Here is a 26,682-nt window from a genome sequence, read left to right as displayed (position 1 = left end):
TCCGGCCCCTCCCGCAGCGGCGGACCGCCCACGTTGGAAGGGGCCGGGGGTGAGGGCAGCAAACCCCTATGCCTGCTCCGCGCTACTATCCCCTTCTGATTCTGGCCCTGGGTGCCTTTTTCTTCCTGCCGTTCCTGGGGCGCGTTCATCTGTTCGACTGGGACGAGATCAATTTCGCCGAGTCGGCGCGGGAGATGCTGGTGACGGGTAACTATGCCCGCGTGCAGATCAATTTTGAGCCGTTCTGGGAAAAACCGCCGCTCTTTTTCTGGCTCCAGGCCACAGCCATGAACTGGCTGGGTGTGGGCGAATACGCCGCCCGGCTTCCCAACGCATTGATTGGCATCGTAACGCTACTGACCTTCTTTTTCGTCGGAAAACGCTTGCATGGTTCCCAGTTCGGGTTGTTGTGGGCGCTGGGTTACCTCGGTGCGCTCACGCCGCATCTGTATTTCAAAACGGGCATTATCGACCCCACGTTTAACCTGTTCATCTTTCTGGGCGTTTGCTATACCTACGAAGCCGTTCAGCGATATGGCAAGATTGGCGCGGTGCAGAAAATAGCGGTTGCAGGCTTGTTTGTCGGGCTTGCCGTGCTCACCAAAGGACCCGTGGGTGCGTTGCTGGCGGGGCTGACGTTTGTTATCGTTTGGTCCGCAAACCGGTTTAGGCCAGTTTTGCGCCTGTCGCACGCACTACTGGCCGTAGCTGTAGCGCTGGGCGTAGCGTCGCTCTGGTTTGGGCTAGAGATCATCCGCAACGGACCGTGGTTTCTGGAAGAGTTTATCACGTATCAGATCCGCCTCTTCAGCACGCCCGACGCTGGTCACGGACAGCCATTTTATTACCATTTCGTGGTGGTGCTCGTTGGCTGTTTTCCACTCTCCATCTTCGCCATTCGCTACCTGATTTCCGACCGTGACCCGCGCGATTTCCGGCTGTGGATGGTGGTGCTGTTTTGGGTTGTTATGATCCTGTTTTCCATTGTGAAAACCAAAATCGTGCATTACTCCAGCATGGCTTGGTTCCCGGTTTCGTATCTGGCCGCCCGCCACCTGCATGACCTGCTGACGGGTCGTGTCACCTGGCCACGCTGGCTGACGGTCGGTCTGCTGTTTATCGGTGGGATGCTGGGTACGTTGCTCACGCTGCTGCCCGTTGTTGGGCAGTTCAAGACCACACTTATTCCGTACATCAACGACCCGTTTGCCGTTGCTAACTTGCAGGCCAATGTTACGTGGGGTGGCTGGGAGTGGATCATCGGGGCAACGTACCTGGCGGTACTGGTCACGGCTATCGTAGTGCTGGCCGGTGTGATACAACGGCGACGGCTCCTACCCGCAAACGGCCTTCCCGGCTCCGTTTGGGCATTATTCATGTCGACCGCCGTTTGTTTATGGCTCTACCTGAGCGTCGTTGTTCCAAAGATCGAGGAATATGTTCAGGGAACAGTCGTTCGTTTTTATGAGTCGAAGCAGGGGAAAAACGCATATGCCGAACCGATTGGCTACAAGAGTTACGCTCAACTGTTCTACTTCCGAAAACAGCCTCCGGTGAACCCCTTGACCAAGCAGGAAACGTACCTGATCAATGGTCCCGTTGACAAACCAACGTACCTGATCACCAAAATCACCAGCGCCAACGACTACCGGGCCAACCCAAACCTGCGGGTAGTAAACGAAGAAAACGGATACGTGATTTTTGAACGGAAATAAGCCGACGGTATAGCCTCTTTTAAAGCTTCCGCGTCCAGAACTGCATCACTTTCGCGGAATCGTCCGTTTCGCCCAGGTCGGGCCAGTTGAACGTGGTTTGTAAAGCCGGATCGAGGTGGTAGCCGCGCTGCTGCCAGAAAGCATCGAGCGGTCGATATTGGGCAGGGCGTAGCGGATGGTCAAGCGGACGTTGTACAGCGCAGAACGTCGTGGTCAGGTACGTTTCGAAGGTACGGACATGCGCTTCCCGTTCGTCGAAAAAGCGATGGCCCAGGCCGTGCCCCCGATACGCGGGTAACAGTAAGCTTTCGCCAAAATAGAAGACCGTACTCAGATCATAGCCTTGCCGGATAAATGGAGCCCGCACCTCGGCAGTTTCATCGGGCAGCGGCAGACAGGTGGTGCCACCCACCATCCGGTCACCGTCATACACGGCAAACAGCATAGCCCGCGCCGACTCGGCGTAGGTATTCAGGTACGTCTTCTCGTAGTCCAGAGAGCCTTCATACAGATACGGAAACTCACGAAAAACGGCGATCCGCAGTTGCGCCAGCCCATCGAAAGCCGCGCGAATTTCTGTGCCGATATAGTGCCGGAACGTCATAGGCTGTTAAAATAGGTACACAGATTGGGCGGATGAAACGGATTCCCGCAGATTTTTAGATCAAAACAAATTTGCTCTGCTTAAGGCTACGAATCCGCTTAAGTCCAAAAATCGGCGTATATCCGTTTAACCCCTTTAAATCCGCGTACCCATCAATATCTGCGTGAATCCGTTTCATTCGCCCAATCTGTGTACCATTATCCCAGTACCAGCGATTCCCAGAGAGGCAGGTTGTAATAGGTTGTGACGCGGGTGATCTTGCCATTGGCTACTTCCAGAAAGGAACCGGCGGGCAACACATAGGTTTGACCTTTGGCAGCAGGCAAATCACCATCGGTCTTTTTGTAGGTTCCATTTACGACAAACTCACAGGCCACGCGCGTGCCGGTTGTCTCGGTCAGGATCACCATATCGGTGAGCGTTTCGTCGTAGCAATCGTCCATATGGTGCAGGAACTTCGTAAACGCTTCCTTGCCAATCTGGGTGTCGCCCTGGTTGCTGTCGTGCCGGATATCGTCACTCAACAGCGAAAGCATCTTCGTCCAGTCTTTCGCGTTGAACGCCGCGTAATAGGTTGAAACAATGGCGTGTGCGGTCATGGCTTTTCCAGTTTACTGTTTCGTTGCTACATCATAAATCTGCACCCGCGACCAGAGGTGTTTGCAGGTATCCACGAAGGCCAGGTGGATGGCGTGCGTCTGATACACGTCGTGGGCCGCTTCGTCGGCAAACGTCAGCAGAAGGGCGAAGTCGTAGGTGTGGTCAATAACGGGGCGGCGCGTTGGCGCGGGCGTCCCAATCGACACGTCGTGAATGGTTTCAACCCCACGCAGGGTTTCCAGACCAGCCTTCAGTGCAGCCCGGTCGGCATCGGATTCAGGGCTCGCCAGCCAGAAATAAACGGAGTGAATGAACATAATTTTTCAGTTATCAATGATCAGTTATCAAGTATCAGTGGTGCTAATCAGCAATTTGGCGACTTGGCAGCACCATTGATAACGGTTAATTGATCATTGTTTTAAAGATTTTTCTCCAGTTGTTTCACCAGCGCGCCGAAATCTTTCGGATAGGGCGCTTCAACGGTGAGTGGTTCGCCGTTCAGTTGGGTGAAGGTCAGCGAATGGGCGTGCAGGGCTACGCGCTGAATCAGCGGTTGCTCGTCGGTATCCATTTTCAGGTTGAAATCACGCTTGATCTGCGAGAGGTAGACGGGTTTGCCGCCGTAGGTAGCGTCGCTGACGATGGGCGCTTTCAGGCATTGCAGGTGAACGCGAATCTGGTGCATCCGACCCGTAATAGGCATGCATTCGACCAGCGTTGTGTTTCGGTAGGCGCGTAGCGTGTTGAAAATCGTTTCGGCCACTTTGCCTTTCTCCCGGTCAATCTTCACGTAGGTTCCGTCGCGGCTGGGCGCAATGGGCAGAAACACCGAAATGCCTTCCAGATTATGCACTCCATTCGTTACGGCATGGTAGCGCTTGGTCACTTCACGGTGTTCAAACTGCATGGCCAGGTGCCGATACGCCTCCGGGTTCTTGGCAATGGCCAGTGCCCCCGACGTTTCCTTGTCGAGCCGATGCGCCAGTTGCGCATCGTCGCTGTAGGCTTTCGCCAGGCGTAGGATGCTCTGCCCCGACCGATCAGGGGTACGTTCATCCAACGCTGCTACGTAAGGCGGTTTGTTGATGACTATATAATCGTTGTCCTCAAACAGGATGAGGTCTGAGAAATTCAGTTTCATACTACAAAGGTACACATAACGTAACGCGGACTTCAGTCTGCATTTTTTGTGTGCAAATGCGGACTGAAGTCCGCGTTACGTTATGGGTGGGTCCCTACAGTTCCTTATCCAGCTTGAACCTGAATTCGGTGCCTTTTTCGAGGCGGCTGGTTACGGTAATCTTTGTTTTGTGAGCGTTCAGAATATGCTTCACAATGGCGAGGCCAAGGCCGGTTCCGCCCTGCTCTTTCGAGCGGCTTTTTTCGACCCGGTAAAAGCGCTCGAAAATCCGGCTCAGGTGTTCGGGGGGAATACCGGGGCCATCGTCTTTTACGGTGATCTGAATATGCTTTTTCCCGTCTTCCTCCAGCATAACAATCACTTTCCCCTTGTCGTTGCCATACTTTACCGCATTCTGGATCAGGTTGGTCATCACCTGCGTAATGCGCTGTTTATCAGCCTTTACCCAAACAGAGCCAAGGTACAACGTCTTGATTTTAAGCGTTGTCTGACGCGCATTGGCAACGCTTTCCAGTTGCTCGAAAATATCGTCGATGATCTGGCGAATATCGACCCGGTCGAAGTGCATCTTCAGCTCACCGGTTTCCAGTTGCGAGAGGGCCACCAGATCCTGCACCAGGGCATCGAGCCCATCGAGGGAACGGGCGGCTTTGGCCAGAAATTTATCCCGCACAAACTCATCGTCTACCGCCCCGTCGATCAGGGTATGAATAAAGCCCTGTGCGGCAAAAATGGGCGTCTTCAGCTCGTGCGACACGTCGGCCAGAAATTCGCGCCGAAACTGCTCCATCTTTTTCAACTCATCAATCTCTTTCTGCTTGCGGGCGACGTAAACGAAGATTTCGTCGTTGAGTTTTTTAAACGGATTACCGGTTTTAAGAATGGATTTTCGCGAGATAGAGAAGTCGCGCACTTTCAGTTTCCGAATGGCTTCGTATAGCTTGGTGATCTCGCGGTACACCAGAATATCAATGGTGTAGAGTACCAGGAAAAACGACAGCAGGAACGACGACGTACCTGCTACAAACAGCATGTTCCCGTTGGTGCCCGGCACAAACGCCAAAAACGCCATGGTAAGTCCCGCAATAAGCGAAGCCAAAATCAGGGCAATAAACCGGGGAGAAAGAGACATATGATTAAAGAGTGAAAGAGCAAATGAGTGAACGAGTGACAAACCTAGCCACATGACGATCTTGTATGTGCGGCGAAGCCTATCACTCGTTCACTCATTCATTCTTTCACTCCTTCGTTTAAGCTACCTCGAACATATACCCAACACCTTTCAGTGTACGGATATAGCCTTCACCGATCTTCTCGCGAAGTTTGCGGATATGCACATCGACGGTGCGTTCGAGGACGTAAATATCGGCACCCCAAATCTTCTGTAACAATTCTTCCCGGCTGAAAACCTTGTTGGGTGTCTGGGCCAGGTGAAAAAAGAGTTCAAACTCTTTTTTGGGCAGAATAATACTCTGATCACCCCGGTTCACGGAGTAGTTTTTCCGGTTGATGGTCAGGTCGGCGATCTGGATCAGGTCGCCCGTGTCGGCTTTCTGCGCTTCCCGGCGGAAGAGGGCGTTAATGCGGCTCATCAACGCGCGGGGCTTGATTGGTTTGGTGATGTAATCGTCGGCCCCCACGTCGAACGCCGCTACTTCCGAATATTCTTCTGAGCGGGCGGTGAGGTAAAGAATGTATGTCTGCCGCAGGTCGGGCAGGGAGCGCAATTGCCGCCCCGCTTCAATCCCGTCCATATGTGGCATCATAATGTCGAGCAGGACTAGCTCGGGTTGAAACGTCCGGGCAATTTCAATGGCTTTACGACCGTCGGGGGCAGTACGTACCTCGTAGCCTTCTTTCTGGAGGTTATAATCCAGGAGTTCAACAATGTCTGGATCATCATCAACCACCAGTACGCGATGGGCTTTTTCTGTACTCATGTGTGTAGCAACAAAAATGCTTTGGCCTGAAAGTTAGCGGGCATTGTCAGCAAGTTATGCGTCCGATCAAACAGTTAACACAAAGATAACGTACCCGCCCCCACCACTTACGCCATTTTTCAACGCCGAACAACCCGATACATCCGTCCGCGCTCGTTGGTAATAAGCAACTCGTTATCGGACAAAAAGGTGATGGCCTCCGTCTGTCCACGCGGCAATCGCAGGCAACCGACAAACCGATTCAGGCGCGTGCCGGCGGGTCCCGACAGATCGAAGAACAATACCTTGCCGTAGGTCAGCACCGCCAGCGTTTTGCCTGGTTTGCCATCCCGGTCCGGGCTTAGAGCCGCACCTGTTACCATCGATTTTATGAAGACAGAATCCAGCGGAGCCAGCACATGCCTGCCCCCGCTGGCAGGCAACCCGTACAGGCGTACGAGATGCCCCGACCTGTTTTTCGAGAGCAGAAACAGGCTGTCGGTCCGGTAGAAAACGGCTTCGCAATCGAAGTTCCGCCTAGCGGGCGGAAAAGCGTTCTGGTCGGCGTAGCTAATCTGGAACGAGTTTGCTACGGCTCGTTCCTTCACTTCGTGGATAACCAGGTCCTGCCTTATGTTACTGTTGTTGCCCAAATCGGCGATGAACAGCCGCGCTGGGCTTTGGTTGGATGAATCCTGCTGGGCCAGGTCTTCCCAGTCTATATTCCGAAGTTGAGGCAACGCTATGGAGTCGAGCAACGTACCTGGATCAGTCAGCGAAACACCGTAGAGGGTTGGCCGTCCGCCACCGTCATTGAGTGTCCAGACGGAGGTAGCCGTTCGGCGGGCCAGCCCCGAACTTTCATTGACAACCGGCGGCAGCCGGTACGTCGGTTTGGTACCCATCCGCTCAACGCGGTATTGCGAACGTACCCGGAGTTCCTGGCGTGGTCGCTCAGTTGCCGCACCCAGCCGCCGAATTTCGGGCGCACAAGAACAAAATCCGACCTTTATGCCAATTAAAACGTTAATGAGCCAGGGAAGCATTTTCAGGTAACAAGTTAAAGTCGCACACAGCACCAGCCATGCAGTTGGGTAAAAAAAGATTAACAACACGGTTGGTGCTGTGCGCGACTGGATACGCTTCGCTAAACTACCAACTAATTAACGCACCGCTCACTACCAGATAACCGTTCACTGATAAGTGTTCATTGATAAATATGATTAATCGCGCTACCGAAGTTCAACAATCGTTTCCGGTTCGTTTGGCCGCTACACTCACTTCCATGCTGATCATGGTGTATGCACTCTATGAACTTAAAGAATTGCTGATTCCGCTTGTCTTTGCCATTCTGTTTTCCGTTCTCCTTTTCCCCCTTTGCTCGCGCCTCGAAAAATGGCACGTCCCCCGCATTCCAGCCGTTTTGCTCTGCCTTATTCTGATGCTGGCCGTTATTGTGGGTATTCTATATGCCGTCACTACGCAGATCAGCAGCTTTGCCGAAGTGTTGCCCCAGCTTGTCAAGAAGGCGAACGTCCTTTTCAACAACCTGCAAATCTACGCCGATGAGCATTTCAAGATCGATAAGAAGCGGCAGTTGACAGAAGCGGGTAAATACATGAGCACGGCCCTGGAAACGGGCGGAACGCTGCTGACATCCACCCTCCTGGCCACCACCAGTACCCTCACCGACGTGTTTATTGTGCTGCTGTTTGTCTTCTTCTTCCTGCTCTACCGCGATTTTTTCCGGTCGTTTTTTTACAAAGTGTTTGGCCATACCCGCCGCACCAAAGTCGATCTGGTACTGAGCAAAATCTACGACGTTGTGAAAGATTACCTGGCCGGGCTGGTGCTGGTGATCCTGGTTACAGGTACGTTAATGACCGTAGGCCTGATGATTCTGGGCGTTGACTACGCTATCTTCTTCGGATTTTTTGGGGCCAGCCTCGTGCTGATCCCCTATTTTGGTATCTCGCTGGGGTCATTGCTACCCGCAGCCTATACGCTGGTTACGCAGGACAACCCGTTGAAAGCCCTGGGAGTTATTGGCGTTTTCCTGTTCGTGCAGGCATTGGAAGGCAACTTCATCACGCCCTATATCGTGGGCTCGAAAGTGAGCATCAATCCGCTGGCAGCGATCGTGGCGCTATTGCTCTGGGAAACACTCTGGGGCTTGCCCGGCCTGATTCTGGCACTGCCGCTAACGGCGATCCTGAAAGTTATTTTCGACTCCATCGACGGACTAACGCCCTACGGATTTCTAATCGGAGAAGCCGAAAAACCCCGCCCGCCTATCAAAAACCTACAGGACCTCACCGATCAACTGCCCAAACGCGTCAAGAAAGTGGGCAAAGTTGAAGAGAAGGAGTAACAAAGCTTACCTACCACGGACTTTAGTCCGCATTTCGCCGTAGCCAAAATACGGACTAAAGTCCGTGGTACGCAGTTAAAAGCTCAGCGGATCCAGGTTCTTGAAATGCCCGTTCATCTTGATACGATCTTTGGTTCGCTCCATATCAGCGACTACCGGGATGACTTTGTCGAGGTGACGAATCAGGAATTGTTGCCGTTCGGCCTCGGTTCCCATCGTCAACAGTTCATACTCCTGTTCGATGGACAAGCCGACCTTGTGAGCGATCTTGTACGAAAACAGGGGCGATTTGGTCGGGTCATAGTCCGTCTCGATTTGAAGCAGGTCGTAGAGTCGGCCCAGCCGGTCGAGAAGGGGTGTCAGGAACGTACCTGATGTGCTTGGTTCTTCCGGGTCGAGCAATTGTACCCGGCCACCTGCATACAGTTTATCCGGAACTGGATTCAGAAAATCGACCAGCCGAAATATACGCAGCCCTTTGGTTTTCACGTCCATTCGGCCATCTTCATACCGTTGGTGCAGCGTTGTTACGTGTACCTCGGTGCCGTAGCCGGGCAGTTTATTGTCGATAAAGGCCGGAATACCGAAGGTCTTTTCTTCCTCAATACATTCGTTGATCAGTTGACGGTAGCGCGGCTCAAAAACGTGCAGGTTCAAATCTTCGCCCGGATAAACGACCAGGCTCAGCGGAAAGAGGGGTATCAGGTTTTCCATAGGTTTCAGGATATTGGATGTCAACTGTCAGACGTGGGGTTTGTACCGGCTACGGTCCGCTTTTTTCAACGCTGATGCCCACACTGACGATATCGGGCAGCGGGTCTTGCCGCATGTATTGTTTAAGGCGCAACACATATGTACCTGGCCTGACAAACCGATAGGCCCGCTTCATCAGCACTTTGTTGTCGTACAGATCGCCCAGCCCTTTCCCGCGCGGTTGCCCTGTTTTAGGGTCCATCAGGATCAACTCATCCAGGCGCGATTCGATTTCGTGGCCCCGCTCATCGGTCAGGTAGCGGGTCAAATACAGATTATAATATGGGTATGTCAGGTTGTTGCGCAGCGTATAGTACAGATCGTAGGGTATACTGGCGTCGGTGATGGTGAACCGGAACGACGGCGTATTTTTCACGAACCACTTTCCGTTTTCGATATCGGCATTCTCTTTGTAAACCACATTAGGATCCTGTTTGCAGGCCGCCAACACGACCAACAGCCCCATTACCAGGCAAAAACGTTTCATAGGCGATTATTTCGACGCGATCTCTACCTTTAGTCGGACCGACTGACTACATTTCCAGCAAAGCTACTCAACGATGAAGTAGCCCCCTACAGTATGCTGAAGCAGATTGCCCGTTTAGACGCCCACCAACGCCTCGGCATTGGCGTAGTCGTTATGTTCCTGACGTACCTGGTCAGCCATTTGCTGGTAATCTGGCCCACGCTCATCCTGCTCATGTACGTTAGCTACGCCACAACGGTAAATATACTGGCCTGGCTGTCAATGACGTACCTGCATCCTCATGAGGCACTCAAAGCCTACAGCCTTCAGGATTCGAGCCGCCTGCTTATTCTCGCGTTCGCCATCACGGCGGCCGTAGCCAGTCTGTTTGCGGTTATTTTTCTGCTCGATACCGTGAAGCGGATGGATGCTACCCAGGCGAGTATGCACGCGTACGTCGTGCTATCGGTGCTGACCGTGGTCAGTTCCTGGACGCTATTGCATACGCTTTTTACGCTCCGGTACGCCCACCTGTATTATCAGCATAAGCCTGCCGGTGGCCTGAACTTTCCAGACACTGATCAGCCCGGTTACGCCGATTTTGCCTACGTTGCCTTCGGCATCGGCATGACCAGTCAGGTAGCCGACGTGGGGCCGACCAACGAGCGTTTCCGGCGGCTCATCTTAACGCATAGCCTGCTCTCCTTCGGCTTTAATACCCTCATTGTAGCCCTGAGTATCAACGTGGTGGCCAGCCTGTTGTAACTGTAATATATTGCTTTCAATCAAGTGGGTATGCTTACTTGTAACCTTTGCATAAATTACTCACTCAACGCTGAAGTCTGCTTTTACGAAAAAGCGTACCTTACCTGCCTAAACGCTTAACTATTGTGAAACACCTTTCTACGTACCTGGCTCTGGCTTGCCTGTGGCTACTAACCCTATCTGGCGCACTGGCTCAAGAGGTGCTTAATCCGAGCCGGGTACTGTGGTCGGCTCCACTTTCCACCAGCACCGTTAAGACCGTGGTGGATGCGGGCGGCAACAGTTGGGCCTTAAGTTCTCCCAACACGTTTCAGTTCATCGACCCGCAGGGCAAGGTGCGCTGGACCAAGACCCTGTCGGCGTTGAACGTAGCTGATTTTGCCGTCGACGCGCAGGGGCAGGTGTTGCTGGTGGGCCTGCCTGCCACCGGTCAGCCGATACTGGAGAAGTACGACGCCAACCAGACGCTGGCCTGGCGCAACGTGCTCGACAGTCTCTCGAACGTACCTGGACAGGCAGCGAACCTGAGCGTAACCCTTACCAGTCTTGGTAGTGGCGTTGTGTTGGGCTCAAACGCCAGCACTAACTGGAAAGCCAGCTATTACTTTTTCAGTGCAACTGGAAAATTGGGAACACCAGCCTCATTGAGCGGAAAAAAAAATGGAAGAGTAACCCCCATACGCCCCGTATTGGTCAATACGGACGATATGCTGTTAGGGGTTAATCAGTCGGATAATCTTGACGCGCCGCCAGTGCTGATTCTGTTACAAGTCGATTCGGTTGGTGCGAAAACGGGACTTATTGCACCTGTTGAAAATTTTGTTCAGGTTGCGCTTACGCTGAGGACCTACCCGTACCCACCCACAACACAGCGCATAGAGCCGCTGCTCTCGGACGGACAACAGGCCTACACGCTCGTGAAGGTCAGCCGCGACACAACCGGAACCAGGGCGCCAACTTCTTCGAAAACGGTTGGGTATGCCTTCTACACGCATTACAGACCAGTCTCTCAATCCTATTACGGCGTAGCTCTCTCTGAATCCGGCTCTGCCGATATAAAGTCAATCGGTGAATCAATGAGCCGGTTCATGGATACTCAGCGTAACCTCTACACAACCCAGGCCGTAAGCATTACGAGTTCTGGAACTACCTCCGATCTTATTCTCAATCAGTATGCAACTGGCACAACCAGAAACAAACAGTTCATTCTGGCCAGCAGTGTCAAAGTAGGCACGTTTGCTTCACCAGTTTCTGTAACGGCAAGCCAGGTAATGAATAACCTGTCTGTAATCAGTCGCAACCCCGACGGGTCAGTGCTGTTGTCGGGAGTCACTAGCGGCACCACCGTTATCGGCAAGACCGTGTTTGTTGGCTCACCAGCTACTCCAGTTCAGTTTCTGGTTAATATAGGGCCAAATACGCCTGCCCAGACACTTTCTACCGACCAGGTAAGTTGGGCCAACGCGTTGCCTGCCTCGGCTAGAAAGGTGCTTACTAACGACCTCAAACAAAGTTGGGTACAGCTTCCCGACAGTGTGTTTCGTTATTACGACGCACGGGGCAAATTAGGTTGGGAAAAAAAATTGACGACCAAATTGCTGTACGATTCAAAAGTTGATCGTCAGGGTAATCTCTACCTGATGACCAACGACTCAATCAGTACGTATGACAGCACGGGACGACTTTTGCGCCGTTTCATGTACGCTAAAGATAGCCGATCGTATAAATATCAGTTGTACATCAAACCCAACACCAGTGGCGTGATGATCATGGAAACCGGATTTCCACAGCAGTTCACGGTGGGCAGGTTTGACAGCCTGGGGCGAAACAATACGCTTTCTGGCAATTTCAATGTGAACACTAGAGGTGATGTCAATATAAAACTTATGACTTTGCCAAAACAGCAGGTCATACTGGCTGTAGGCATGCTTTCATCTACGTTCCCCAACTATACGATATTCCTTCCTGTTGACAATTCACGGATAACAAATTTCAGTTTAGGGGCTTATGACGTAGAGAACGCCTACCCATACAATGATCGGCCCATCGTCAGAACGCTTGCGTTCATGGAATGGTCCGGTTTCGATGGCAGCAACACCTATATGTTAACCAGCCATTCGTATCAGGGCGGCGATTTTGTCGTTTTTTACCAGTACGGGCTTATCAAGGCAGATTCTACCGGTAAAAACACAATCGATGAAGTGAATACAGTTCGGGCCAACAACATCGCACTGGCTAAAGCACGGACCGTTAACCCCGCAGGTACGTTGTTTACCCTCAACACTAGCTTACGCGCTGGAACCGCCACGACCACTAGCTACGATCTGGTACTGAATGAGTATGCTCCTACTCTCGATCTGCGCAACACTACCCGGCTGGGTACGTTCACCCTTGTCAATGGTCAAACAGATAAAACCAGTTGGGGACTGGTGCAGGCCTACGCCGATGGGTCACTGCTGCTCTCTGGCATCACCAGCGGTACGCTAACGATTGGCAACAACACCTACATGGGCAGCAGCACCAACCCCGCCCGCTTTCTGACCCTGATCCGGTCGACGGTTAGCTTGGCCATCGCTCCCACCGCACCCGTTTGCTCTCAGGAAAATGCTACACTCAATGGGGTTCGGGTCCGTTATAAAGGCTACGTACCTGAAGTTCCCGTTCTTGACCTTTACGCCTCAAACGAAACGCTCGTTACGTCGGTGCCCTTGCCCCTGCGTGCCGGTACAGTCGTTGACACGACCGTCGCTATCAGCCTGCCCATCAATTCTACCCTGGGGCCAGGCATTCATCAGCTACGTACCCGGATGGGTGCGCTCGTCAGCGATTGGGTTAGCATGTCTATAACCATCATGCCCAGCCCGCTTGAAGCCAGTGTACAGGCGGGCGAAGTGGTGGCCAACGGCTATGCAGTTACCTACCAATGGTATGATGCTCAGCACAACCCGATTCCGGCAGCGACATCAGCCCGCTTCCGGCCCATGAAATCGGGCAGTTATTACGTAACCGGCTCTGCCGACGGTTGTGCATCCGACCCCTCAAACGTAGTCAATTATGTGGTGCCCAACACGGCCCGGCTGGTTGCCCCGACTATATCGGTCTGCACCGGCAACACCATCGCCGTATCAGGGCGGTATCAGGGGTATTTTGCGCAGCAGCCCATAATTCAACTAACCGACGCCAGCGGTTCAGTTCCCATCAACCAAACCAGTGTAACTGTACCGTTACCGCTTTCGGTTACCACAGCAGATACCGTCATCATTGTAACGCGGATGGCTATTCCCGCCAGCCTGACAACGGGTGGATATGGCGTGCGTATTTTATCGACGGCCCCAGAAATCACGACTATACCTGTCGCGCTCTCGGTGATCGCTACACCTGCGGCTCCTGCAACCAGACAGGAAGGCGATGAACTGGTGGGCGTAGCCAGTGCGGGTAGCTACCAGTGGTACGACGCCCAGAACAAACCCATCACCAACGCGACTGACTCCCGCTATAGACCACAGGCAGCCGGTAGCTACTACGTGGTCAACACCGTCAACGGCTGTCCATCAGCGATCTCGGCACCGATTGTCTTTGTCATCACCGCCACCGAACCTGCTATTGTCATTGAACTGTACCCCAACCCCGTTTCCGGCCAGTTGCTGGTACACTGGCCGGGAGCAGGCGCTCAGGCCCGAATCCGGCTCCTTGATGGTCAAGGCCGCCTCTTGCAGGAAGTGGCTCGTCAGGGCGAAGTGACTACGGTATCGACTCAGGCGCTGGCCAGTGGGCTGGTGCTGGTACAGTTACAAGCCGAAGGGCAACCCACTCAGGTGCGCAAGGTGCTGATTCAGCGGTAGCAGTTGGCTAACTTTTCGGGTAGGCTCTTGCGATACTTACGTGAAAGGGGCAATTTGCTCACCTAAAACTCGTAGTTCCGCATGTTTACTTCCACTGATTTAGACCAGATAGCCGCTCAGGGTACCACCACCCAAACGGTCGACCAGCAGATACGCCATTTTATTGATGGCTTCCCCTTCCTGCATATAATCCGGGCTGCTACCGTTGGCGACGGCATCATCCGCGTACCCGATGAGCAACTGACCCGGTATATCCGGCAATTCGACGAGCAGGCACCTGATCTGGCGTTGATGAAATTTGTGCCAGCCTCCGGTGCCGCCACGCGGATGTTTAAATCGCTGTTTGCCGCGCTGGATGGCAAATCAGATAAAGCGACCGACGCGTTTTTTGCCCAACTGGTTGATTTTGCGTTCTACGACGATCTGAAAGCGGCCATGAGCCACGACGGTCTGGACCTCGACAAAGCCGTGGCCGATCAGGACCGGAAGACGGTGCTAACGTACCTGCTGACCGACAAAGGGCTCGACTACGGTAGCCTGCCCAAAGGCCTGCTCAAGTTCCATAACTACGCCGACGGACCACGTACCCCGGTTGAGGAACACCTGGTTGAAGGCGCAGCCTACGCCAACAGCGATGGCCGGGTGCGTCTCCATTTCACGGTGTCGCCCGAACACCGGAGCCGCTTTGAAGCGCTCATCAAACACGAACTGGCCGACTATGAATCGTGGCTGGGCGTGGAATTTGAGGTTACGTTTTCTGAACAGAAAAAATCGACCGATACCATTTCGGTAAACCCCGACAACACGCCCTTCCGCAATGCCGACGGTACGCTGCTGTTCCGCCCGGCGGGCCACGGGGCACTGATCGAAAACCTGAACGACATCGACGCCGATCTGGTCTTTATCAAGAACATCGACAATGTGGTACCCGATGAACTGAAGGAAATGACCGTGACGTACAAAAAAGTGCTCGCCACGGTGCTGCTCGACGCCCAGAAACAGCTTTTCCGCCTACAGGAACTGCTCGATACCGATAGCGTTAGCGAGGGTTACCTGGCCGAAGCCGATGCGTTCCTGCAAACGACCCTGTGCGTAACGCCGCCCGACGATTTTTCGGGTCGCAGCCAGTCGGAGAAACTGGCCTACTACCGTCAGAAACTCGACCGGCCTATCCGCGCCTGTGGCATGGTGAAGAACGTGGGCGAACCCGGTGGCGGGCCATTCTGGGCCAGAAACGCCGACGGGTCGCTGTCGCTGCAAGTGGTTGAATCAGCGCAGGTCGATATGGACGACCCGCAGCAGAAAACTCTGTTCGAACAGGCTACGCACTTTAACCCCGTCGATCTGGCGTGTAGCCTGAAAAACCGGCAGGGCCAGAAATATAACCTGCCCAATTTCCGTGACCCGCTAACCGGATTCATCACGGCCAAATCGAAAGATGGCAAAGATCTGAAGGCACAGGAACTCCCCGGCCTCTGGAACGGCGCAATGGCCGACTGGAACACGCTGTTTGTGGAAGTGCCGCTGATTACGTTCAACCCCGTAAAAACGGTGAACGACCTGCTCCGCGCCGAACACCAGCCCGTTGGCATTGTTGACTGAGTTAACTTACAAGCTGTCTAAAAGCCTGAACTCCCTACCTAACGTCTTTAAGTAAAGCGATTCGGCAGGGAATTCAGGTTTTCAGAAGACTTGTATCTACTCTACATTTTCCAGCAGACACTGGTTATCACGAACCAGAGCAAGACCTTGTCTGGCCGTCTCGCGCCGGAACGGTCATAGATACGGACCACCGGCGTTATGTCTCACAAAATCCTTGTAGCGTCGGCCAAGGCCTGATGACGATAATCTTGCTAGTTTGCCCCCGGTGTACAGAGTGCTTTTTTTGCCAGAGCAGTCGTGCCTTCAACTGTCAGCCCATCCTCTTTTGTGCTTGGATGAGTAGGATCGGCAATATAAAAACTAGCTAACCTCACTGACTTCATGTAGTTGGCAATTCGGGCATCATCGCTCTGTACTTTTTGCATAGCTTCATCCTGCGCCGTTTTATTTTGGGTGCATGATGCTATGACCAACAAGGTCAGCAGATACATATAATTTTTCATGGTTTGCCTTGGTTAACAGACGTTTCGACGATTTTATATGTATATAAAGCTTTAGGCACCGCCACAACATAGACTCTGTGCAAAATTTCCCTCAACGTAATTGCTTACTGGTGGGCCGTCGCCAGTCCTGTCAATTATTCCTAAGCCGTTACTGGCATTACCATTGCAATATGCTAAGCCCTCCGATACGTAAGTAACCCACAGAATAGTTCGATCCGCTTTTCTGATACGAACAAGAACAGACATACGCCCTGGCGTCAGCCATCGTACTAATTCCGGTGAGGGCAATAAACGAGCTAATGGTCAACCGCCCACTTCCGGTTAACAGGTGTTTTAATCTGTTTAGCATAGCCGTTTTGTGATTAAACGTTAAAATCAGTTGCTACACGTTCTAAATTAGCTTCTGGATGTGAATGCGTTTGCAATATCGCAGGAGTAAGTCACTCCACGCTTGGCACCAAACGCTGTCGGTCAGTTTCTGTTTAAGTGACCAACTTTGGGGAGATAGACCATAGTCGAAGTGAATTTGCACGCTGAAACAATGAACAGTCCCAATCAATAATCAGGCAGATCAACCTGCCTCATAAAGTCAATCTATAGATTTTATTCTTATCTGATAAAATTGGCCCGGCCAACGTACCCAACACTACCCCTTAAACGAGCGAAGCCCCGACAAGTTAATGTCGGGGCTTCGCTTAAAAATAATGTATTAATTTCTCATACACCTCTGCATATTAGGCCGACATTAAACCAGCGTCGGGCACGACACTAGCCGCTGCGCCAATGGCGATTTCTTTAGTTGCCAGCGAGTCAAGGTTTTGAAAAGTAAGCAGCGTTGTGTTTTCATAAACGCCCAGATTTGCGTCGCGTACCCGTTCCATAATTGGCTTCAGAGCGCAGGTCACTTCGTCTTCGCAATCATCGCACTTCACGTAGAAATTATGTGAAACGCAGGGAGTCGGTGCAATTGGCCCGTCGATCACGCGCAGTACCTGAGCCAGGTTAACCCGAGCCGGATCGATACGAAGCAGATAGCCACCGCCCTTACCTTTCTGACTTTGGAGAATACCGTGGTTACGCAGTTCGAGGAGAATTGCTTCTAAAAACTTTTTTGGAATATTCTCTCTGGCTGAAATGTAAGAGATCAGAACTGGACCTTTACCAAATTCTTCGGTGAGAACTTTCAATGCCTTGATGGCATACTTTGCTTTTTTGGAGATCATTTAGTTACGGTGGTGATGGCCGTTCATCGCGGGTAGGTGAGAAGGAAAGCCAAATTATAGACTTACTTACAAACTGCCAAGTTAGTAACCAACTCTATATCAGTCAAAATTTTACACGTTATTTCCTTACACTATCATATATCAAGCCAAAAAAGTTCGCTATATTCTATAGGCATACGTCCTAACCTCTCGCTCAATACTTCGTTTGTATGGATAAAAGTCAACTTGAAGTGTGTGTCGGGCCGATTGTTTATACCGCCGTCGGTTACGAGTGGCCTCGGTCTGAATAGAGGCTAGCATTGTGGCCCGGTCTGGTAACCGGCACGTACCGGCAATAAGTTTGGCAATCCAATTCGCCTGCGCTTCGGCCAGGGGCATAATAGCCCCCAGCGGTTGAACCAGCCCCTGGAAATATAAACCGGGGAAATCGGGGTGGATAACCCGGCGGTATAATTGCAGGTCGTTATTGTCCTCAACGTTGATGAAATCAGGCGCGAAGAAAGGAAACGTCACCTTGTAGCCCGTCGCATACACCACCATATCGAACGATTCACGGGTGCCATCGGTAAACGTAACGTCCCGGCCGTCGAACTGCTGAATGTTTGGTTTAAAGCCAATCAGACCGCGGCCTGCCAGATTCAACAGATCCTGCGAAATAGTTGGGTGTTCGCTCAGCAAAGGCCGGTCAGGTACGGGTACGCCATAATCCTGCTGCCGCCCCCGCGCCAGCCGTAACGACGCCTTGACTAAGAATCGTTGTATACCAAAAGGCAGTCTGGTCAAGACCGGGTGAACGAGCGAGTCGAACGGAACACTCATCAACCAGTTGGGTATGATGTGTGCACCACTGCGGGTCGAAATGACAACGCGGTTGCCGCCATACTGGCGAGCTGCTTCACACGCGATATCGACCGCTGAGTTACCAATGCCAACAATCAGCAGGTTTTTGCCCCGAATCTGCTCGGGCAGTTTGTAATCGTGTGCGTGAATCGTTTCGCCCGTGAACGTACTTGGAAAAGCCGGGTCGGGGTAGCGCGGATTCCAGTGGTGCCCGTTCGACACGATGACGTGCCTGTACTGGCGCTCACGCCCATCACTGGTACGTACCTGATACCCACCCGACTGATTCCGACGAACATTTTCTACCGTTGTGTTATAGGTAATCTTGTCGGCTACGCCAAAGTGAGTTGCATAAGCGTCGAAATACTGGACAACCTGGCTATGATGCGGAAACATTGGATAACTGACGGGCATAGGAAAGTCGCTATAGGCCATTACCATCCGGTTGGTGTTGATATGTAGCGATTTATACGCAGATGACAGCCCGTTGTCGTTTCCATATCGCCAGTTGCCGCCAATAGCTGACCCCTTCTCGAAGCAGTCGAACGCAATACCATGCTGATGCAGGACTTTAGCCGCCGAAATCCCCGACGAACCCGCCCCAATGATGCAGACAGCGGGAATCATGCTCTTTTCATAAACTAGCTTATTTCAAGAAATTATTTCCTCATTTATGGTTCGAATGTACAACTTTCTTTGCCAACTCGATAGCGTATTTGCTTACGGGAGCGATATAAATACTCAGAAGCCGCTCACGATCAGGAAGTCAATCATATCAGAAGTGGTTAAGCAGGCCTATTCCTTCCAAACGACATAAAAAAACCGGATCAACAATCCGGTTTTCGTCCATACAGCTTTATCAAACGCCACTTGCAAGCCTACACGTTGACATCGGCCAGTTCTTCTTCCCGAACAGGCTGGCCCATCAATGTAGCAAATCGGTTAACGTTGAATGTCGGTTCAAACCACACTTCACCCAGCACCGGGTGTTTCACAGGTACGTCGGGATTCTGGATTTCGGCGAGCAACACGCCCGTCTCTCCAGTTGTGTGCTGCTTCACCTGCCGAATCGTGTACATAGTATCCCGTTTCGGTGTTTTCACCCCAAATTCGGCGTAGAAGGCCAGTACCGGGGCCGGGAATTTATCGTTTGTGCAAATAACTTCCATTACAATTCATTGATATACCGGTAGAAACGACGCGTTCATTTCGAAAGTTCAAGCCAGTATATGAACGGAACCAGCCGCCCAGTTGGTCGCTACCTGCTGGCAAACCTGCACAAATCGCGCGACTACCGGACTGGTATTGGCCGTGCGCCAGATCAGATGCAGTTTTGTGGTTGATGGCAGCGGGATAAAGCGCACATCGAGCGACGAGCCAAACTGATACGAAATAGGCAGCACTGATAAACCCAGATTCTTCTCGACCAGCCGCAGAATAGTAGCTCCGTAATTTGACTCGTACATGATTCGGGGGGCATACCCATGCACGGTAAATAGCCGCATCAACAATTTTGAGTACTCGACATCTTTCTCTGGCGATGGCAACACGAAAGGCTCATTGCGGCACTGCGCCATACTGATAAATGTATCTGTGGTTAGCCAGTGCGAGCCGGGAACTACCAGCGCCTGCGGTTCTTCGAGAATCAGTTGCGTGCTAAACGCGCCATCGTCAGGCACTTCGCGAGTGAGGCCTACGTCGATCTTCTGCAGGGTGAGCGCCTCCTGCAACTCCAGCTCCCCTACTTCGCGCAGGCAGGAAATCACATCAGGACATGCCTGTGTGAAGGCAGCCAGGGCATCGGGCAGTACCGAGTATAGCGCTGAGCCAGGATGACCAATGCAGAGTTCGCCCAGCTCACCGTTATGAATGCGCTTTGTCTGCTTGGTGAGGTGAGCCAGCGTATCGAGCCACGGGCCGAGTTGGTCATTCAGGTACGTTCCGGCGGCGGTTAACCGCACACTCCGCCTGGTTCGGTCGAATAGGGTAACGCCCAGTTCATCTTCCAACTGCTGAATTTGCCGACTCAACGCGGGCTGGGCAACGAATAGCTTCTCGGCCGAACGGGAAAAATTCAGGTCGGCGGCCACCTGCCGAAACGAACGGAGTAACCGGAGTTCCATAGTGAAATGTCAGTCAATGACCATTGCTTACGCCGAAGGTTTTTGATCACTTATGCCCAAAACGAATAAATTTATGCGAAAATAGCATTTCCGAACATAAATAAAGATACGGTGCTTTACGGCCAATCCGGGCAGATGACTCAACTACAACCCTGATTGCCAATACACCATGATCCGTTTATTATTAGTCGCGCTGGTCAGCATATTGCTACTCATTCAGTCGGTCGGTTTTGCTCAGTTTGCCGATAGGTACGCCCATACAGAGTACGTTCATACTAGGTACGTTGCCGGAAGTTCATCTATAACCGTCGAAAAGGCCAATTTCCGGCTTATTCTCTCTCCCGCTGGCTCAACGCTCGTTGATTTGTCGATTGAAAAACTGCCCGATACACCTATTGAACTGCGTCTGCGAGACGATACCCGTTATACGTTGTTCTCATGCCGTTCGCGCACAGAATCGCCTTTGTTCGTGCGGCGCATCGACCTGCGGGAACTGGATAACGGCACGTATTGGCTCGACGTTCAGGTTGGCAAGAACCGACTTACCCGCAAGCTGCGGCTTGTCTCGATAAGTAACACCGAACAGACGGTTATGCTGGATGAATAAGCTACGCGGCAGGCTGCTGACGCCTTGGCAACACAAGGCGTCGGCAACACTGCTATTGTCATTATTCAAACAAATTGCCCAGTTGGCCTAGTACAGAGCCACCTTCTTTGGTAGCCTGTCCGCCACCCGGCGACAGGCGTTGCACCAGTTTCGAGATTGGCATCGACTGAATCCAGACGCGGCCGGTACCACGTAGCGTGGCCAGGAAAAGTCCTTCACCGCCGAACACCATACTGCGCAAACCGCCAGCCCGTTCGATGCTGAAATTAATCTGTGGCTCGAAGGCAACTACACAGCCTGTATCCACCCGCAGGACTTCGTTGTTCAGTTGTTTTTCCATCACCACACCGCCCGCGTGCACAAAGGCCATGCCGTCGCCCATTACTTTGGCCAGAATGAACCCCTCGCCACCAAACAGGCCTGTACCGAACCGTTGATTGAAATGGATACCCAGCCGTGTTCCCAGCGCTGCACACAGGAAACCATCTTTCTGAACGATCAGCGTATTCTGGTAGATATTGGCCAGGTTGATGGGCATGACCGTGCCGGGATACGGTGCGGCAAACGCCACTTTACGCTTGCCGACGCCCCGGTTGGTGAAGTGCGTCATAAACAGCGATTCACCCGTGATGAGGCGCGTACCGGCCTGTAACAACTTGCCCATGAACCCCTGGTCGGGTTGCGAGCCGTCGCCCATTTTGGTTTCAAAAACGATGCCGTCTTCCATAAACAACATGCTGCCCGCTTCGGCAATGACGGTTTCGTTGGGGTCGAGTTCAATCTCAACCACCTGAATGTCTTCACCAATAATTTTGTAGTCGATCTCGTGTGAGGTCATGGTTTGAGCCTGGATTAGTTTATCGGTTCGAAAACTACCCGCCTTTCCCAAATAGCCCACCAAAATCTTGACAAACGGGCAAAATAAAACCGCAGCGGCTACCAGCGCTGAGGACCTGCGTGAATTGATTAACTTGACAGTCAATTAAATAGCCCGCATCTTGTTGCCTTTGGCGTCGTGGGTTAGTTCGGCCAGGCCAAGCTTTTCCATGAGTGGCGGCACATACATACCAAAACGCCCACGAAGCCCTTTCTTCAAACCATACCAGCCACCAACCGGGTTACGCCCCGACCGCCCCCAGGCTTCAACGGTGCCCTCTTTAGCGGGTTTCTGCTCGTCGGCGCTACCAAGCTCCATCCAGTCGCCATGCTCTTTCAACATGGCGTGCAGATCGGTCAGACATTGGTAATCATAGAGTAAAACTGTTTTCCCAACGGTGCAGACGAGCACCTCTTTTCCGTCTTTTACATCCCTGTGCATGGTGTAATCTGAGGAGAGTGGAGGCGTTTTCAACAGCCACGGGATTTCTTTCGTGCCTTCGTCAATTACCATTATTTTATCGTGTTTGGTGGTTTTAAGCGTACTTGTTAAGTGCTGAACAACATCAGTTCCTCGTTCGTATCCGGGGACAAAAGCTGGCGTCTGTAGGTCATACCTAATTTAGCCAACAGCTTAATAGACGGGTCATTTGTTGGCATCACAATGGCGGCAATAACGGGAAGTTTCAGCGTATTTTCGGCGAAAGCCATTGTTGCCGTTGCGCTTTCGGCGGCGTAGCCTTTTCCGGTGAAGGCGGGTAGGAATGCAAAGCCAATATCGGGAGTCTCCAGGTACGTTCGTTTGATCAACCCGCACATCCCGACGGGCGTTTGGTCGGCCTTCAAGGCCACCAGATACAGGCCGAACCCGTTCGCTTCGTAGCTGGCAAGCGGACCATTTTGCAGGTACGTCTCTGCTTCGGTCACCGTTTTTATATGCCGATCACCAATATTTTTCAGCCAGCCGGGGCTGTTCACCAACTCGATAATAAACGGCGCGTCGGTCAGCGTCAACTGTCGTAGTTGCAAGCGTTCTGTTTCCAGCATAAAGGTAGTTGCCAGGTTGCCAGGCAAATAGCAATATCTACACCGCGAAAACAACTACGCCTCCAAACGCTACTTCTTTTCAGCGGCCAGATGCGCCGTTAGCACGTCTTTGATCGTTGTCCAGCGGATTGACGGATACCGGTCATTGTCAAGGCCGTCTAGCCTTGCCCGCTTGTCGATCATGTTGCGCATGTACTGCATGCCCTGCCAGGCAGGATACAGTTCGCCCTCGCCGGGTGCTACTGTTCGGGCAACCTTGATCAGACCGCTCAGTACCAGTGGACTACCGGCCCAAAATAAACGATACGTTTCGCCCGTCAAGCCGCTTACCACGTCCTTAATCTGGCGGGGGCTAAGTTGACTGCCCGCAATGTGGAGGTAACGCGGGGTGGTTGAGTCAAGCGCGGCGTAGGCGGTAAACTCGGCTGTGTTGTCCATCGTGGTGAAGCCCATTCGGTGGTCGGTATCGCCCCAGTAGAGTACCAGTTTTGGTTTGAACAGAATAAGCGGCATATCACCGGTTATCAGCTCAGCGAAGGCCCCGTTGAATATGGACGTGGCGGCGATAGGGGCTTTGTCCAGGTACGTATGGAATTCGCGGCGGAGGTCAAGGTTGCGGTTTTCACCGTCGGAAAAGCGGGTAAAATCCAGTGAATAGTCGGAGGGAATAAATCGCGGTACACCCGCCGCTACGGCAGCATCCAGCAACACTTTTTGCGTGTCGAGCACCGTGTCGCGGAAGCCGGACAAAACCGACACAACGCAGGAGACATCTTTACAGGCCGCCGTAACGTCGGCCACGTTGTTCATATCGACCCTGAACACGGTGACGCCAAGCGTTTCCAGTGCTTTTACTTTCGCCGGATCACTACTCGTCCGAACAACCGCCCGCACGTCGGCATCTTTTGCCCGCAACGCCTTAACGATGCGCCCACCCAGATCGCCCGTTGCTCCCGCTACCAGTATTGTATTTCCCATTTTTCCGTTTGTTGTGATTGTCTACGTCTATAAAAAGCCCCATCGGAGCGTAACGCGCGTTTAGCTATAACTCACGTTTCGCTCCGATGGGGCTGCCACGCCTGAATTTCAGGCTATTTTCTTTCAACTAGTAAACATAAAAGGTGTTTTTGAGACCTTTTATGTTTGGCAGCCGCTAAAACTTGACTACCCCGGCAAATGCTTTTTTGGGTTGGTAGTTCTGATCGAAGAGGAGCGGAAAATCCTTTCGGTTGGGTACGGGGAACGAATCTAGCCACGGGTATTTGTCGGAGCGATTCCAGAACGTGACGCCAGTGAGCGTGCCCTTATACTTGCGAAATACGTGGAACAGCATTTTGTACTGGGCGGCCTGTTTGTCGTTCATCACCGACGTGAACTCGCTGCGGTCGGTTTCCCGACGCTCGCGGCGTTCATGCTCTTTCAGATACACCGACATATCCATTCCGGTGATCTGCACTTTCAGGCCCAGGCTGGCGAAGCGGATGATCGACTCCTCCATTTCCTGCGCCGTAGGTTCGTAGATCGACCAGTGTCCCTGCAAACCAACGGCATTGACAGGCAAGCGACAACGAGAACTTAACAGCCCTGGCCTAAAAGGGGTTGGGGCGGTCCCGCGTCCGGGTAAGCCGTTAGCAATAAATCCAACAGCTATTTATACGCCTCGATGGTTTTGATCGTGCCATCAGGATTATACGTCAATTCGGTAACTTTTACGTTGCGGAGGTGGGTTTTGCCCGAAAGCTGCACGTCGTGATAGAAGAGGTACCATTTCGAGCCAACCTGCACAATGGAATGGTGGTTGGTCCAGCCCTGAACGGGTTTCAGTACAACGCCTTTGTAGGTAAACGGACCATACGGGCTGCTACCAATGGCGTAACAGATGTTGTGCGTGTCGCCGGTCGAGTACGAGAAATAGTACTTCCCGTTGTACTTGTGTATCCAGGCGGCTTCAAAAAAGCGCTTATCGTTGTCTTTTTCGTGGAAAGGCTTCCCGGCTACGTCAAGCAGTTGAATCTCCTTTACTGGCTCTGCAAACTCTTTCATATCGGCATTCAGGCGGGCTACACGAGGCTGGTAGGCGAGTTCGTCCGGCTTTTTCAACGCGCCTTTCGCATCGTATTTGTTACCGGTCCAGCGCTGTAGCTGACCACCCCAGATGCCCCCGAAGTACAGGTACGCTTTACCGTCTGTATCCTGAAAAACGGTTGGGTCGATGCTGTAGCTACCTTTGATGGGCGTTGCCTCCGGCTTGAATGGGCCAGTCGGTTTTTTGCTGGTGGCTACACCAATGCGGAAAATATCCTGTTTGTCTTTCACGGGGAAATACAGGTAATACGTCCCGTTTTTGTAGGTCGCGTCGGGTGCCCAAAGCTGCCGACCGGCCCAGGGAATATCTTTAATATCCATCGCCACGCCGTTGTCGGTCACCTTTCCGCCGATTTTATCCATCGACAGAATGTGGTAATCTTTCATGGCAAAATGGCCACCTTCGTCATCTTCTTTGATTTTAGCGTCGATGTCGTGCGACGGGTAGATGTAGATCTTACCGTTGAAAACGTGCGCAGACGGGTCGGCGGTGTAGATGTTCGATACCAACGGCTGCGAAATAGGCTTCTTGCCAGCCGCCTGACCGAATGTGGTGAGTGCGCAGCCCATCAGAGCTGAGAGTACTACGAGTGATTGGGTACGTTGCATAAGGGTTTGTTTTACTTGATTTAGAGGGTGGGTTATGAAGTAGGTTTCATTCACTCCAGACACCGAACTTACCGGCCTGATAATCCTGGTACGCTTCCACAATTTGCTGATCGGTATTCATCACGAAAGGGCCACGGGCCACGACTGGTTCGTTGAACGGCACGGCATGACCGAACAGCAACAGCGAGTCGGTGTTGGCAGTGATGTCGAGCGTGTCGCCATCGTGGTTAAACTCGGCCAGTTCATGATGCTTCACCGCCTGCCCATTGACGGTTAAACTGCCCCGAATGAGGTAGAACAGAATGTTCCGGTCACTGGCAACAGGTAACGACACGTCGCCACCAGCTTCGATGGCAATCGTGCTCAGAAACACATCAGACAGCGTATTGAACGCGCCGGTTTGCCCATCCCACGTACCTGACACCAAATTGACTGTCGCTTTATCATTTACGGTAATCGCCGGAATATCGTCTTTTTGCAGGCCTGAATAAGCAGGCGCGGTCATTTTCAGGCGGGCGGGCAGGTTCACCCAGAGTTGCAGGATTTCCAGCGGACCTCCCTCCTGCCTGAACTCGTCGGACGACACCTCGGCATGAATCAGGCCGCGACCGGCGGTCATCCACTGAACGCCACCTTTGCTAATCACGCTTTTATACCCCTGCGAGTCTTTGTGCATGATATCGCCGTCAACAATGAAGGTGACGGTTTCCATGCCCCGGTGCGGATGCGGGCCAAACGGCAGCCCACGGTTGTTTGGCTTGTATTCCTGGTAGCCGTGGTGGTTCAGAAACAGGAACGGGTCGATCTGCTGCAACTGCCGCGATGGCAACGGTGAATACGTAATCAGATCTGCGATGGGCCGGTACTCAGATTGATGAATTTTCTTAATCGTACGCATAGGGAAATGTCATTATGTTGTCATAACGCTGCGCTGTCGTTTATTGTCATTTGCTTCACGTTGTCAGGAAATCATACGTGGATAGAACGATGA

Annotated in this window: 26 protein-coding genes and 1 pseudogene; 6 read left to right on the top strand and 21 right to left on the bottom strand. The window is 52.4% G+C overall.

Annotated elements, in window-relative coordinates:
- The first annotated feature begins 68 nt into the window (after positions 1-68).
- On the top strand, positions 69-1,715 hold the full coding sequence (locus tag ACFE8Q_RS22290; RefSeq protein WP_375447660.1) for an ArnT family glycosyltransferase: 1,647 nt from the start codon (positions 69-71) through the stop codon (positions 1,713-1,715).
- 19 nt (positions 1,716-1,734) lie between these two features.
- On the opposite strand, the gene ACFE8Q_RS22285 is transcribed toward ACFE8Q_RS22290, so the two are convergent.
- From ACFE8Q_RS22285 to ACFE8Q_RS22255, 7 genes are all read right to left on the bottom strand, one after another.
- Positions 1,735-2,319, bottom strand: coding sequence for a GNAT family N-acetyltransferase (locus tag ACFE8Q_RS22285; RefSeq protein WP_375447659.1), 585 nt, complete (start codon positions 2,317-2,319; stop codon positions 1,735-1,737).
- Between the two features lie 197 nt (positions 2,320-2,516).
- Complete coding sequence (locus ACFE8Q_RS22280) at positions 2,517-2,918, bottom strand: ketosteroid isomerase-related protein (protein ID WP_375447658.1); 402 nt, start codon at positions 2,916-2,918, stop codon at positions 2,517-2,519.
- Between the two features lie 12 nt (positions 2,919-2,930).
- Positions 2,931-3,236: a Dabb family protein gene (locus tag ACFE8Q_RS22275; RefSeq protein WP_375447657.1), complete on the bottom strand. Its 306-nt coding sequence runs from the start codon at positions 3,234-3,236 to the stop codon at positions 2,931-2,933.
- Between the two features lie 101 nt (positions 3,237-3,337).
- Entirely contained in the window at positions 3,338-4,060 is a 723-nt protein-coding gene (locus tag ACFE8Q_RS22270) for an RluA family pseudouridine synthase (RefSeq protein WP_375447656.1), read from the bottom strand.
- 94 nt (positions 4,061-4,154) lie between these two features.
- Positions 4,155-5,192, bottom strand: a complete 1,038-nt coding sequence (locus tag ACFE8Q_RS22265) for a sensor histidine kinase (RefSeq protein WP_375447655.1) — start codon at positions 5,190-5,192, stop codon at positions 4,155-4,157.
- Between the two features lie 118 nt (positions 5,193-5,310).
- Entirely contained in the window at positions 5,311-6,000 is a 690-nt protein-coding gene (locus tag ACFE8Q_RS22260; protein ID WP_375447654.1) for a response regulator transcription factor, read from the bottom strand.
- A 119-nt stretch (positions 6,001-6,119) separates the two neighbouring features.
- On the bottom strand, positions 6,120-7,025 hold the full coding sequence (locus ACFE8Q_RS22255; RefSeq protein ID WP_375447653.1) for a hypothetical protein: 906 nt from the start codon (positions 7,023-7,025) through the stop codon (positions 6,120-6,122).
- A 173-nt stretch (positions 7,026-7,198) separates the two neighbouring features.
- On the opposite strand from ACFE8Q_RS22255, the gene ACFE8Q_RS22250 reads away from it, so the two are divergent.
- Positions 7,199-8,350, top strand: a complete 1,152-nt coding sequence (locus ACFE8Q_RS22250) for an AI-2E family transporter (protein WP_375447652.1) — start codon at positions 7,199-7,201, stop codon at positions 8,348-8,350.
- A 75-nt stretch (positions 8,351-8,425) separates the two neighbouring features.
- On the opposite strand, the gene ACFE8Q_RS22245 is transcribed toward ACFE8Q_RS22250, so the two are convergent.
- Both ACFE8Q_RS22245 and ACFE8Q_RS22240 read right to left on the bottom strand, forming a co-directional pair.
- Complete coding sequence (locus tag ACFE8Q_RS22245; protein ID WP_375447651.1) at positions 8,426-9,064, bottom strand: LON peptidase substrate-binding domain-containing protein; 639 nt, start codon at positions 9,062-9,064, stop codon at positions 8,426-8,428.
- A 49-nt stretch (positions 9,065-9,113) separates the two neighbouring features.
- The gene (locus ACFE8Q_RS22240) at positions 9,114-9,590 is read right to left on the bottom strand and encodes a gliding motility lipoprotein GldH (RefSeq protein ID WP_375447650.1); all 477 of its coding nucleotides are present in this window, start codon (positions 9,588-9,590) and stop codon (positions 9,114-9,116) included.
- A 93-nt stretch (positions 9,591-9,683) separates the two neighbouring features.
- On the opposite strand from ACFE8Q_RS22240, the gene ACFE8Q_RS22235 reads away from it, so the two are divergent.
- From ACFE8Q_RS22235 to ACFE8Q_RS22225, 3 genes are all read left to right on the top strand, one after another.
- Complete coding sequence (locus ACFE8Q_RS22235; RefSeq protein WP_375447649.1) at positions 9,684-10,334, top strand: DUF1345 domain-containing protein; 651 nt, start codon at positions 9,684-9,686, stop codon at positions 10,332-10,334.
- A gap of 125 nt (positions 10,335-10,459) precedes the next feature.
- On the top strand, positions 10,460-14,176 hold the full coding sequence (locus tag ACFE8Q_RS22230; RefSeq protein ID WP_375447648.1) for a T9SS type A sorting domain-containing protein: 3,717 nt from the start codon (positions 10,460-10,462) through the stop codon (positions 14,174-14,176).
- 81 nt (positions 14,177-14,257) lie between these two features.
- Positions 14,258-15,778, top strand: a complete 1,521-nt coding sequence (locus ACFE8Q_RS22225; protein WP_375447647.1) for a DUF4301 family protein — start codon at positions 14,258-14,260, stop codon at positions 15,776-15,778.
- 251 nt (positions 15,779-16,029) lie between these two features.
- Here ACFE8Q_RS22225 and ACFE8Q_RS22220 read toward each other — a convergent pair whose 3' ends face one another.
- The 5 genes from ACFE8Q_RS22220 to ACFE8Q_RS22200 all read right to left on the bottom strand — a co-directional run bounded on the left by ACFE8Q_RS22220 (position 16,030) and on the right by ACFE8Q_RS22200 (position 20,467).
- Complete coding sequence (locus ACFE8Q_RS22220) at positions 16,030-16,281, bottom strand: hypothetical protein (RefSeq protein ID WP_375447646.1); 252 nt, start codon at positions 16,279-16,281, stop codon at positions 16,030-16,032.
- A gap of 734 nt (positions 16,282-17,015) precedes the next feature.
- A complete protein-coding gene (locus ACFE8Q_RS22215; RefSeq protein ID WP_375447645.1) occupies positions 17,016-17,504 on the bottom strand; it encodes an RrF2 family transcriptional regulator in 489 nt (162 codons plus the stop codon).
- A 159-nt stretch (positions 17,505-17,663) separates the two neighbouring features.
- Positions 17,664-18,971 carry a flavin-containing monooxygenase gene (locus tag ACFE8Q_RS22210; RefSeq protein ID WP_375447644.1) on the bottom strand — a complete coding sequence of 436 codons (1,308 nt, stop codon included), beginning with the start codon at positions 18,969-18,971 and terminating at the stop codon, positions 17,664-17,666.
- A 251-nt stretch (positions 18,972-19,222) separates the two neighbouring features.
- The gene (locus ACFE8Q_RS22205; protein WP_375447643.1) at positions 19,223-19,513 is read right to left on the bottom strand and encodes a hypothetical protein; all 291 of its coding nucleotides are present in this window, start codon (positions 19,511-19,513) and stop codon (positions 19,223-19,225) included.
- A gap of 48 nt (positions 19,514-19,561) precedes the next feature.
- On the bottom strand, positions 19,562-20,467 hold the full coding sequence (locus ACFE8Q_RS22200; protein WP_375447642.1) for a LysR substrate-binding domain-containing protein: 906 nt from the start codon (positions 20,465-20,467) through the stop codon (positions 19,562-19,564).
- 169 nt (positions 20,468-20,636) lie between these two features.
- Between ACFE8Q_RS22200 and ACFE8Q_RS22195 the strand changes: the two genes are divergently transcribed.
- A complete protein-coding gene (locus ACFE8Q_RS22195) occupies positions 20,637-21,074 on the top strand; it encodes a hypothetical protein (protein WP_375447641.1) in 438 nt (145 codons plus the stop codon).
- Between the two features lie 61 nt (positions 21,075-21,135).
- Here ACFE8Q_RS22195 and ACFE8Q_RS22190 read toward each other — a convergent pair whose 3' ends face one another.
- The 7 genes and pseudogenes from ACFE8Q_RS22190 to ACFE8Q_RS22160 all read right to left on the bottom strand — a co-directional run bounded on the left by ACFE8Q_RS22190 (position 21,136) and on the right by ACFE8Q_RS22160 (position 26,589).
- Complete coding sequence (locus ACFE8Q_RS22190) at positions 21,136-21,912, bottom strand: TIGR00266 family protein (RefSeq protein ID WP_375447640.1); 777 nt, start codon at positions 21,910-21,912, stop codon at positions 21,136-21,138.
- 144 nt (positions 21,913-22,056) lie between these two features.
- On the bottom strand, positions 22,057-22,464 hold the full coding sequence (locus tag ACFE8Q_RS22185; protein WP_375447639.1) for a DUF6855 family protein: 408 nt from the start codon (positions 22,462-22,464) through the stop codon (positions 22,057-22,059).
- 35 nt (positions 22,465-22,499) lie between these two features.
- The gene (locus ACFE8Q_RS22180; RefSeq protein WP_375447638.1) at positions 22,500-22,997 is read right to left on the bottom strand and encodes a GNAT family N-acetyltransferase; all 498 of its coding nucleotides are present in this window, start codon (positions 22,995-22,997) and stop codon (positions 22,500-22,502) included.
- A 69-nt stretch (positions 22,998-23,066) separates the two neighbouring features.
- Positions 23,067-23,975, bottom strand: a complete 909-nt coding sequence (locus tag ACFE8Q_RS22175; RefSeq protein WP_375447637.1) for an NmrA family NAD(P)-binding protein — start codon at positions 23,973-23,975, stop codon at positions 23,067-23,069.
- Positions 23,976-24,150: 175 nt separating this feature from the next.
- A pseudogene (locus ACFE8Q_RS22170) lies at positions 24,151-24,558 on the bottom strand (endo-1,4-beta-xylanase); the annotation flags it as partial.
- An 86-nt stretch (positions 24,559-24,644) separates the two neighbouring features.
- Positions 24,645-25,691, bottom strand: coding sequence for a glycoside hydrolase family 43 protein (locus ACFE8Q_RS22165; protein WP_375447636.1), 1,047 nt, complete (start codon positions 25,689-25,691; stop codon positions 24,645-24,647).
- 46 nt (positions 25,692-25,737) lie between these two features.
- Positions 25,738-26,589: a pirin family protein gene (locus tag ACFE8Q_RS22160; protein ID WP_375447635.1), complete on the bottom strand. Its 852-nt coding sequence runs from the start codon at positions 26,587-26,589 to the stop codon at positions 25,738-25,740.
- Positions 26,590-26,682 lie beyond the last annotated feature (93 nt).

This window comes from uncultured Fibrella sp. (genome assembly GCF_964250085.1).
Lineage (GTDB): Bacteria > Bacteroidota > Bacteroidia > Cytophagales > Spirosomataceae > Fibrella.
Note: the sequence above shows the minus strand (reverse complement) of the source record. Positions and strands in the feature narration are given on the sequence as shown.

What these genes read in the sequence shown, in the direction of transcription:
- ACFE8Q_RS22290 (WP_375447660.1), top strand. Translation starts at nt 69, where the DNA reads ATGCCTGCTCCGCGCTACTATCCCCTTCTGATTCTGGCCCTGGGTGCC.
- ACFE8Q_RS22285 (WP_375447659.1), bottom strand. Translation starts at nt 2,319, where the DNA reads ATGACGTTCCGGCACTATATCGGCACAGAAATTCGCGCGGCTTTCGAT.
- ACFE8Q_RS22280 (WP_375447658.1), bottom strand. Translation starts at nt 2,918, where the DNA reads ATGACCGCACACGCCATTGTTTCAACCTATTACGCGGCGTTCAACGCG.
- ACFE8Q_RS22275 (WP_375447657.1), bottom strand. Translation starts at nt 3,236, where the DNA reads ATGTTCATTCACTCCGTTTATTTCTGGCTGGCGAGCCCTGAATCCGAT.
- ACFE8Q_RS22270 (WP_375447656.1), bottom strand. Translation starts at nt 4,060, where the DNA reads ATGAAACTGAATTTCTCAGACCTCATCCTGTTTGAGGACAACGATTAT.
- ACFE8Q_RS22265 (WP_375447655.1), bottom strand. Translation starts at nt 5,192, where the DNA reads ATGTCTCTTTCTCCCCGGTTTATTGCCCTGATTTTGGCTTCGCTTATT.
- ACFE8Q_RS22260 (WP_375447654.1), bottom strand. Translation starts at nt 6,000, where the DNA reads ATGAGTACAGAAAAAGCCCATCGCGTACTGGTGGTTGATGATGATCCA.
- ACFE8Q_RS22255 (WP_375447653.1), bottom strand. Translation starts at nt 7,025, where the DNA reads ATGCTTCCCTGGCTCATTAACGTTTTAATTGGCATAAAGGTCGGATTT.
- ACFE8Q_RS22250 (WP_375447652.1), top strand. Translation starts at nt 7,199, where the DNA reads ATGATTAATCGCGCTACCGAAGTTCAACAATCGTTTCCGGTTCGTTTG.
- ACFE8Q_RS22245 (WP_375447651.1), bottom strand. Translation starts at nt 9,064, where the DNA reads ATGGAAAACCTGATACCCCTCTTTCCGCTGAGCCTGGTCGTTTATCCG.
- ACFE8Q_RS22240 (WP_375447650.1), bottom strand. Translation starts at nt 9,590, where the DNA reads ATGAAACGTTTTTGCCTGGTAATGGGGCTGTTGGTCGTGTTGGCGGCC.
- ACFE8Q_RS22235 (WP_375447649.1), top strand. Translation starts at nt 9,684, where the DNA reads ATGCTGAAGCAGATTGCCCGTTTAGACGCCCACCAACGCCTCGGCATT.
- ACFE8Q_RS22225 (WP_375447647.1), top strand. Translation starts at nt 14,258, where the DNA reads ATGTTTACTTCCACTGATTTAGACCAGATAGCCGCTCAGGGTACCACC.
- ACFE8Q_RS22220 (WP_375447646.1), bottom strand. Translation starts at nt 16,281, where the DNA reads ATGAAAAATTATATGTATCTGCTGACCTTGTTGGTCATAGCATCATGC.
- ACFE8Q_RS22215 (WP_375447645.1), bottom strand. Translation starts at nt 17,504, where the DNA reads ATGATCTCCAAAAAAGCAAAGTATGCCATCAAGGCATTGAAAGTTCTC.
- ACFE8Q_RS22210 (WP_375447644.1), bottom strand. Translation starts at nt 18,971, where the DNA reads ATGATTCCCGCTGTCTGCATCATTGGGGCGGGTTCGTCGGGGATTTCG.
- ACFE8Q_RS22205 (WP_375447643.1), bottom strand. Translation starts at nt 19,513, where the DNA reads ATGGAAGTTATTTGCACAAACGATAAATTCCCGGCCCCGGTACTGGCC.
- ACFE8Q_RS22200 (WP_375447642.1), bottom strand. Translation starts at nt 20,467, where the DNA reads ATGGAACTCCGGTTACTCCGTTCGTTTCGGCAGGTGGCCGCCGACCTG.
- ACFE8Q_RS22195 (WP_375447641.1), top strand. Translation starts at nt 20,637, where the DNA reads ATGATCCGTTTATTATTAGTCGCGCTGGTCAGCATATTGCTACTCATT.
- ACFE8Q_RS22190 (WP_375447640.1), bottom strand. Translation starts at nt 21,912, where the DNA reads ATGACCTCACACGAGATCGACTACAAAATTATTGGTGAAGACATTCAG.
- ACFE8Q_RS22185 (WP_375447639.1), bottom strand. Translation starts at nt 22,464, where the DNA reads ATGGTAATTGACGAAGGCACGAAAGAAATCCCGTGGCTGTTGAAAACG.
- ACFE8Q_RS22180 (WP_375447638.1), bottom strand. Translation starts at nt 22,997, where the DNA reads ATGCTGGAAACAGAACGCTTGCAACTACGACAGTTGACGCTGACCGAC.
- ACFE8Q_RS22175 (WP_375447637.1), bottom strand. Translation starts at nt 23,975, where the DNA reads ATGGGAAATACAATACTGGTAGCGGGAGCAACGGGCGATCTGGGTGGG.
- ACFE8Q_RS22165 (WP_375447636.1), bottom strand. Translation starts at nt 25,691, where the DNA reads ATGCAACGTACCCAATCACTCGTAGTACTCTCAGCTCTGATGGGCTGC.
- ACFE8Q_RS22160 (WP_375447635.1), bottom strand. Translation starts at nt 26,589, where the DNA reads ATGCGTACGATTAAGAAAATTCATCAATCTGAGTACCGGCCCATCGCA.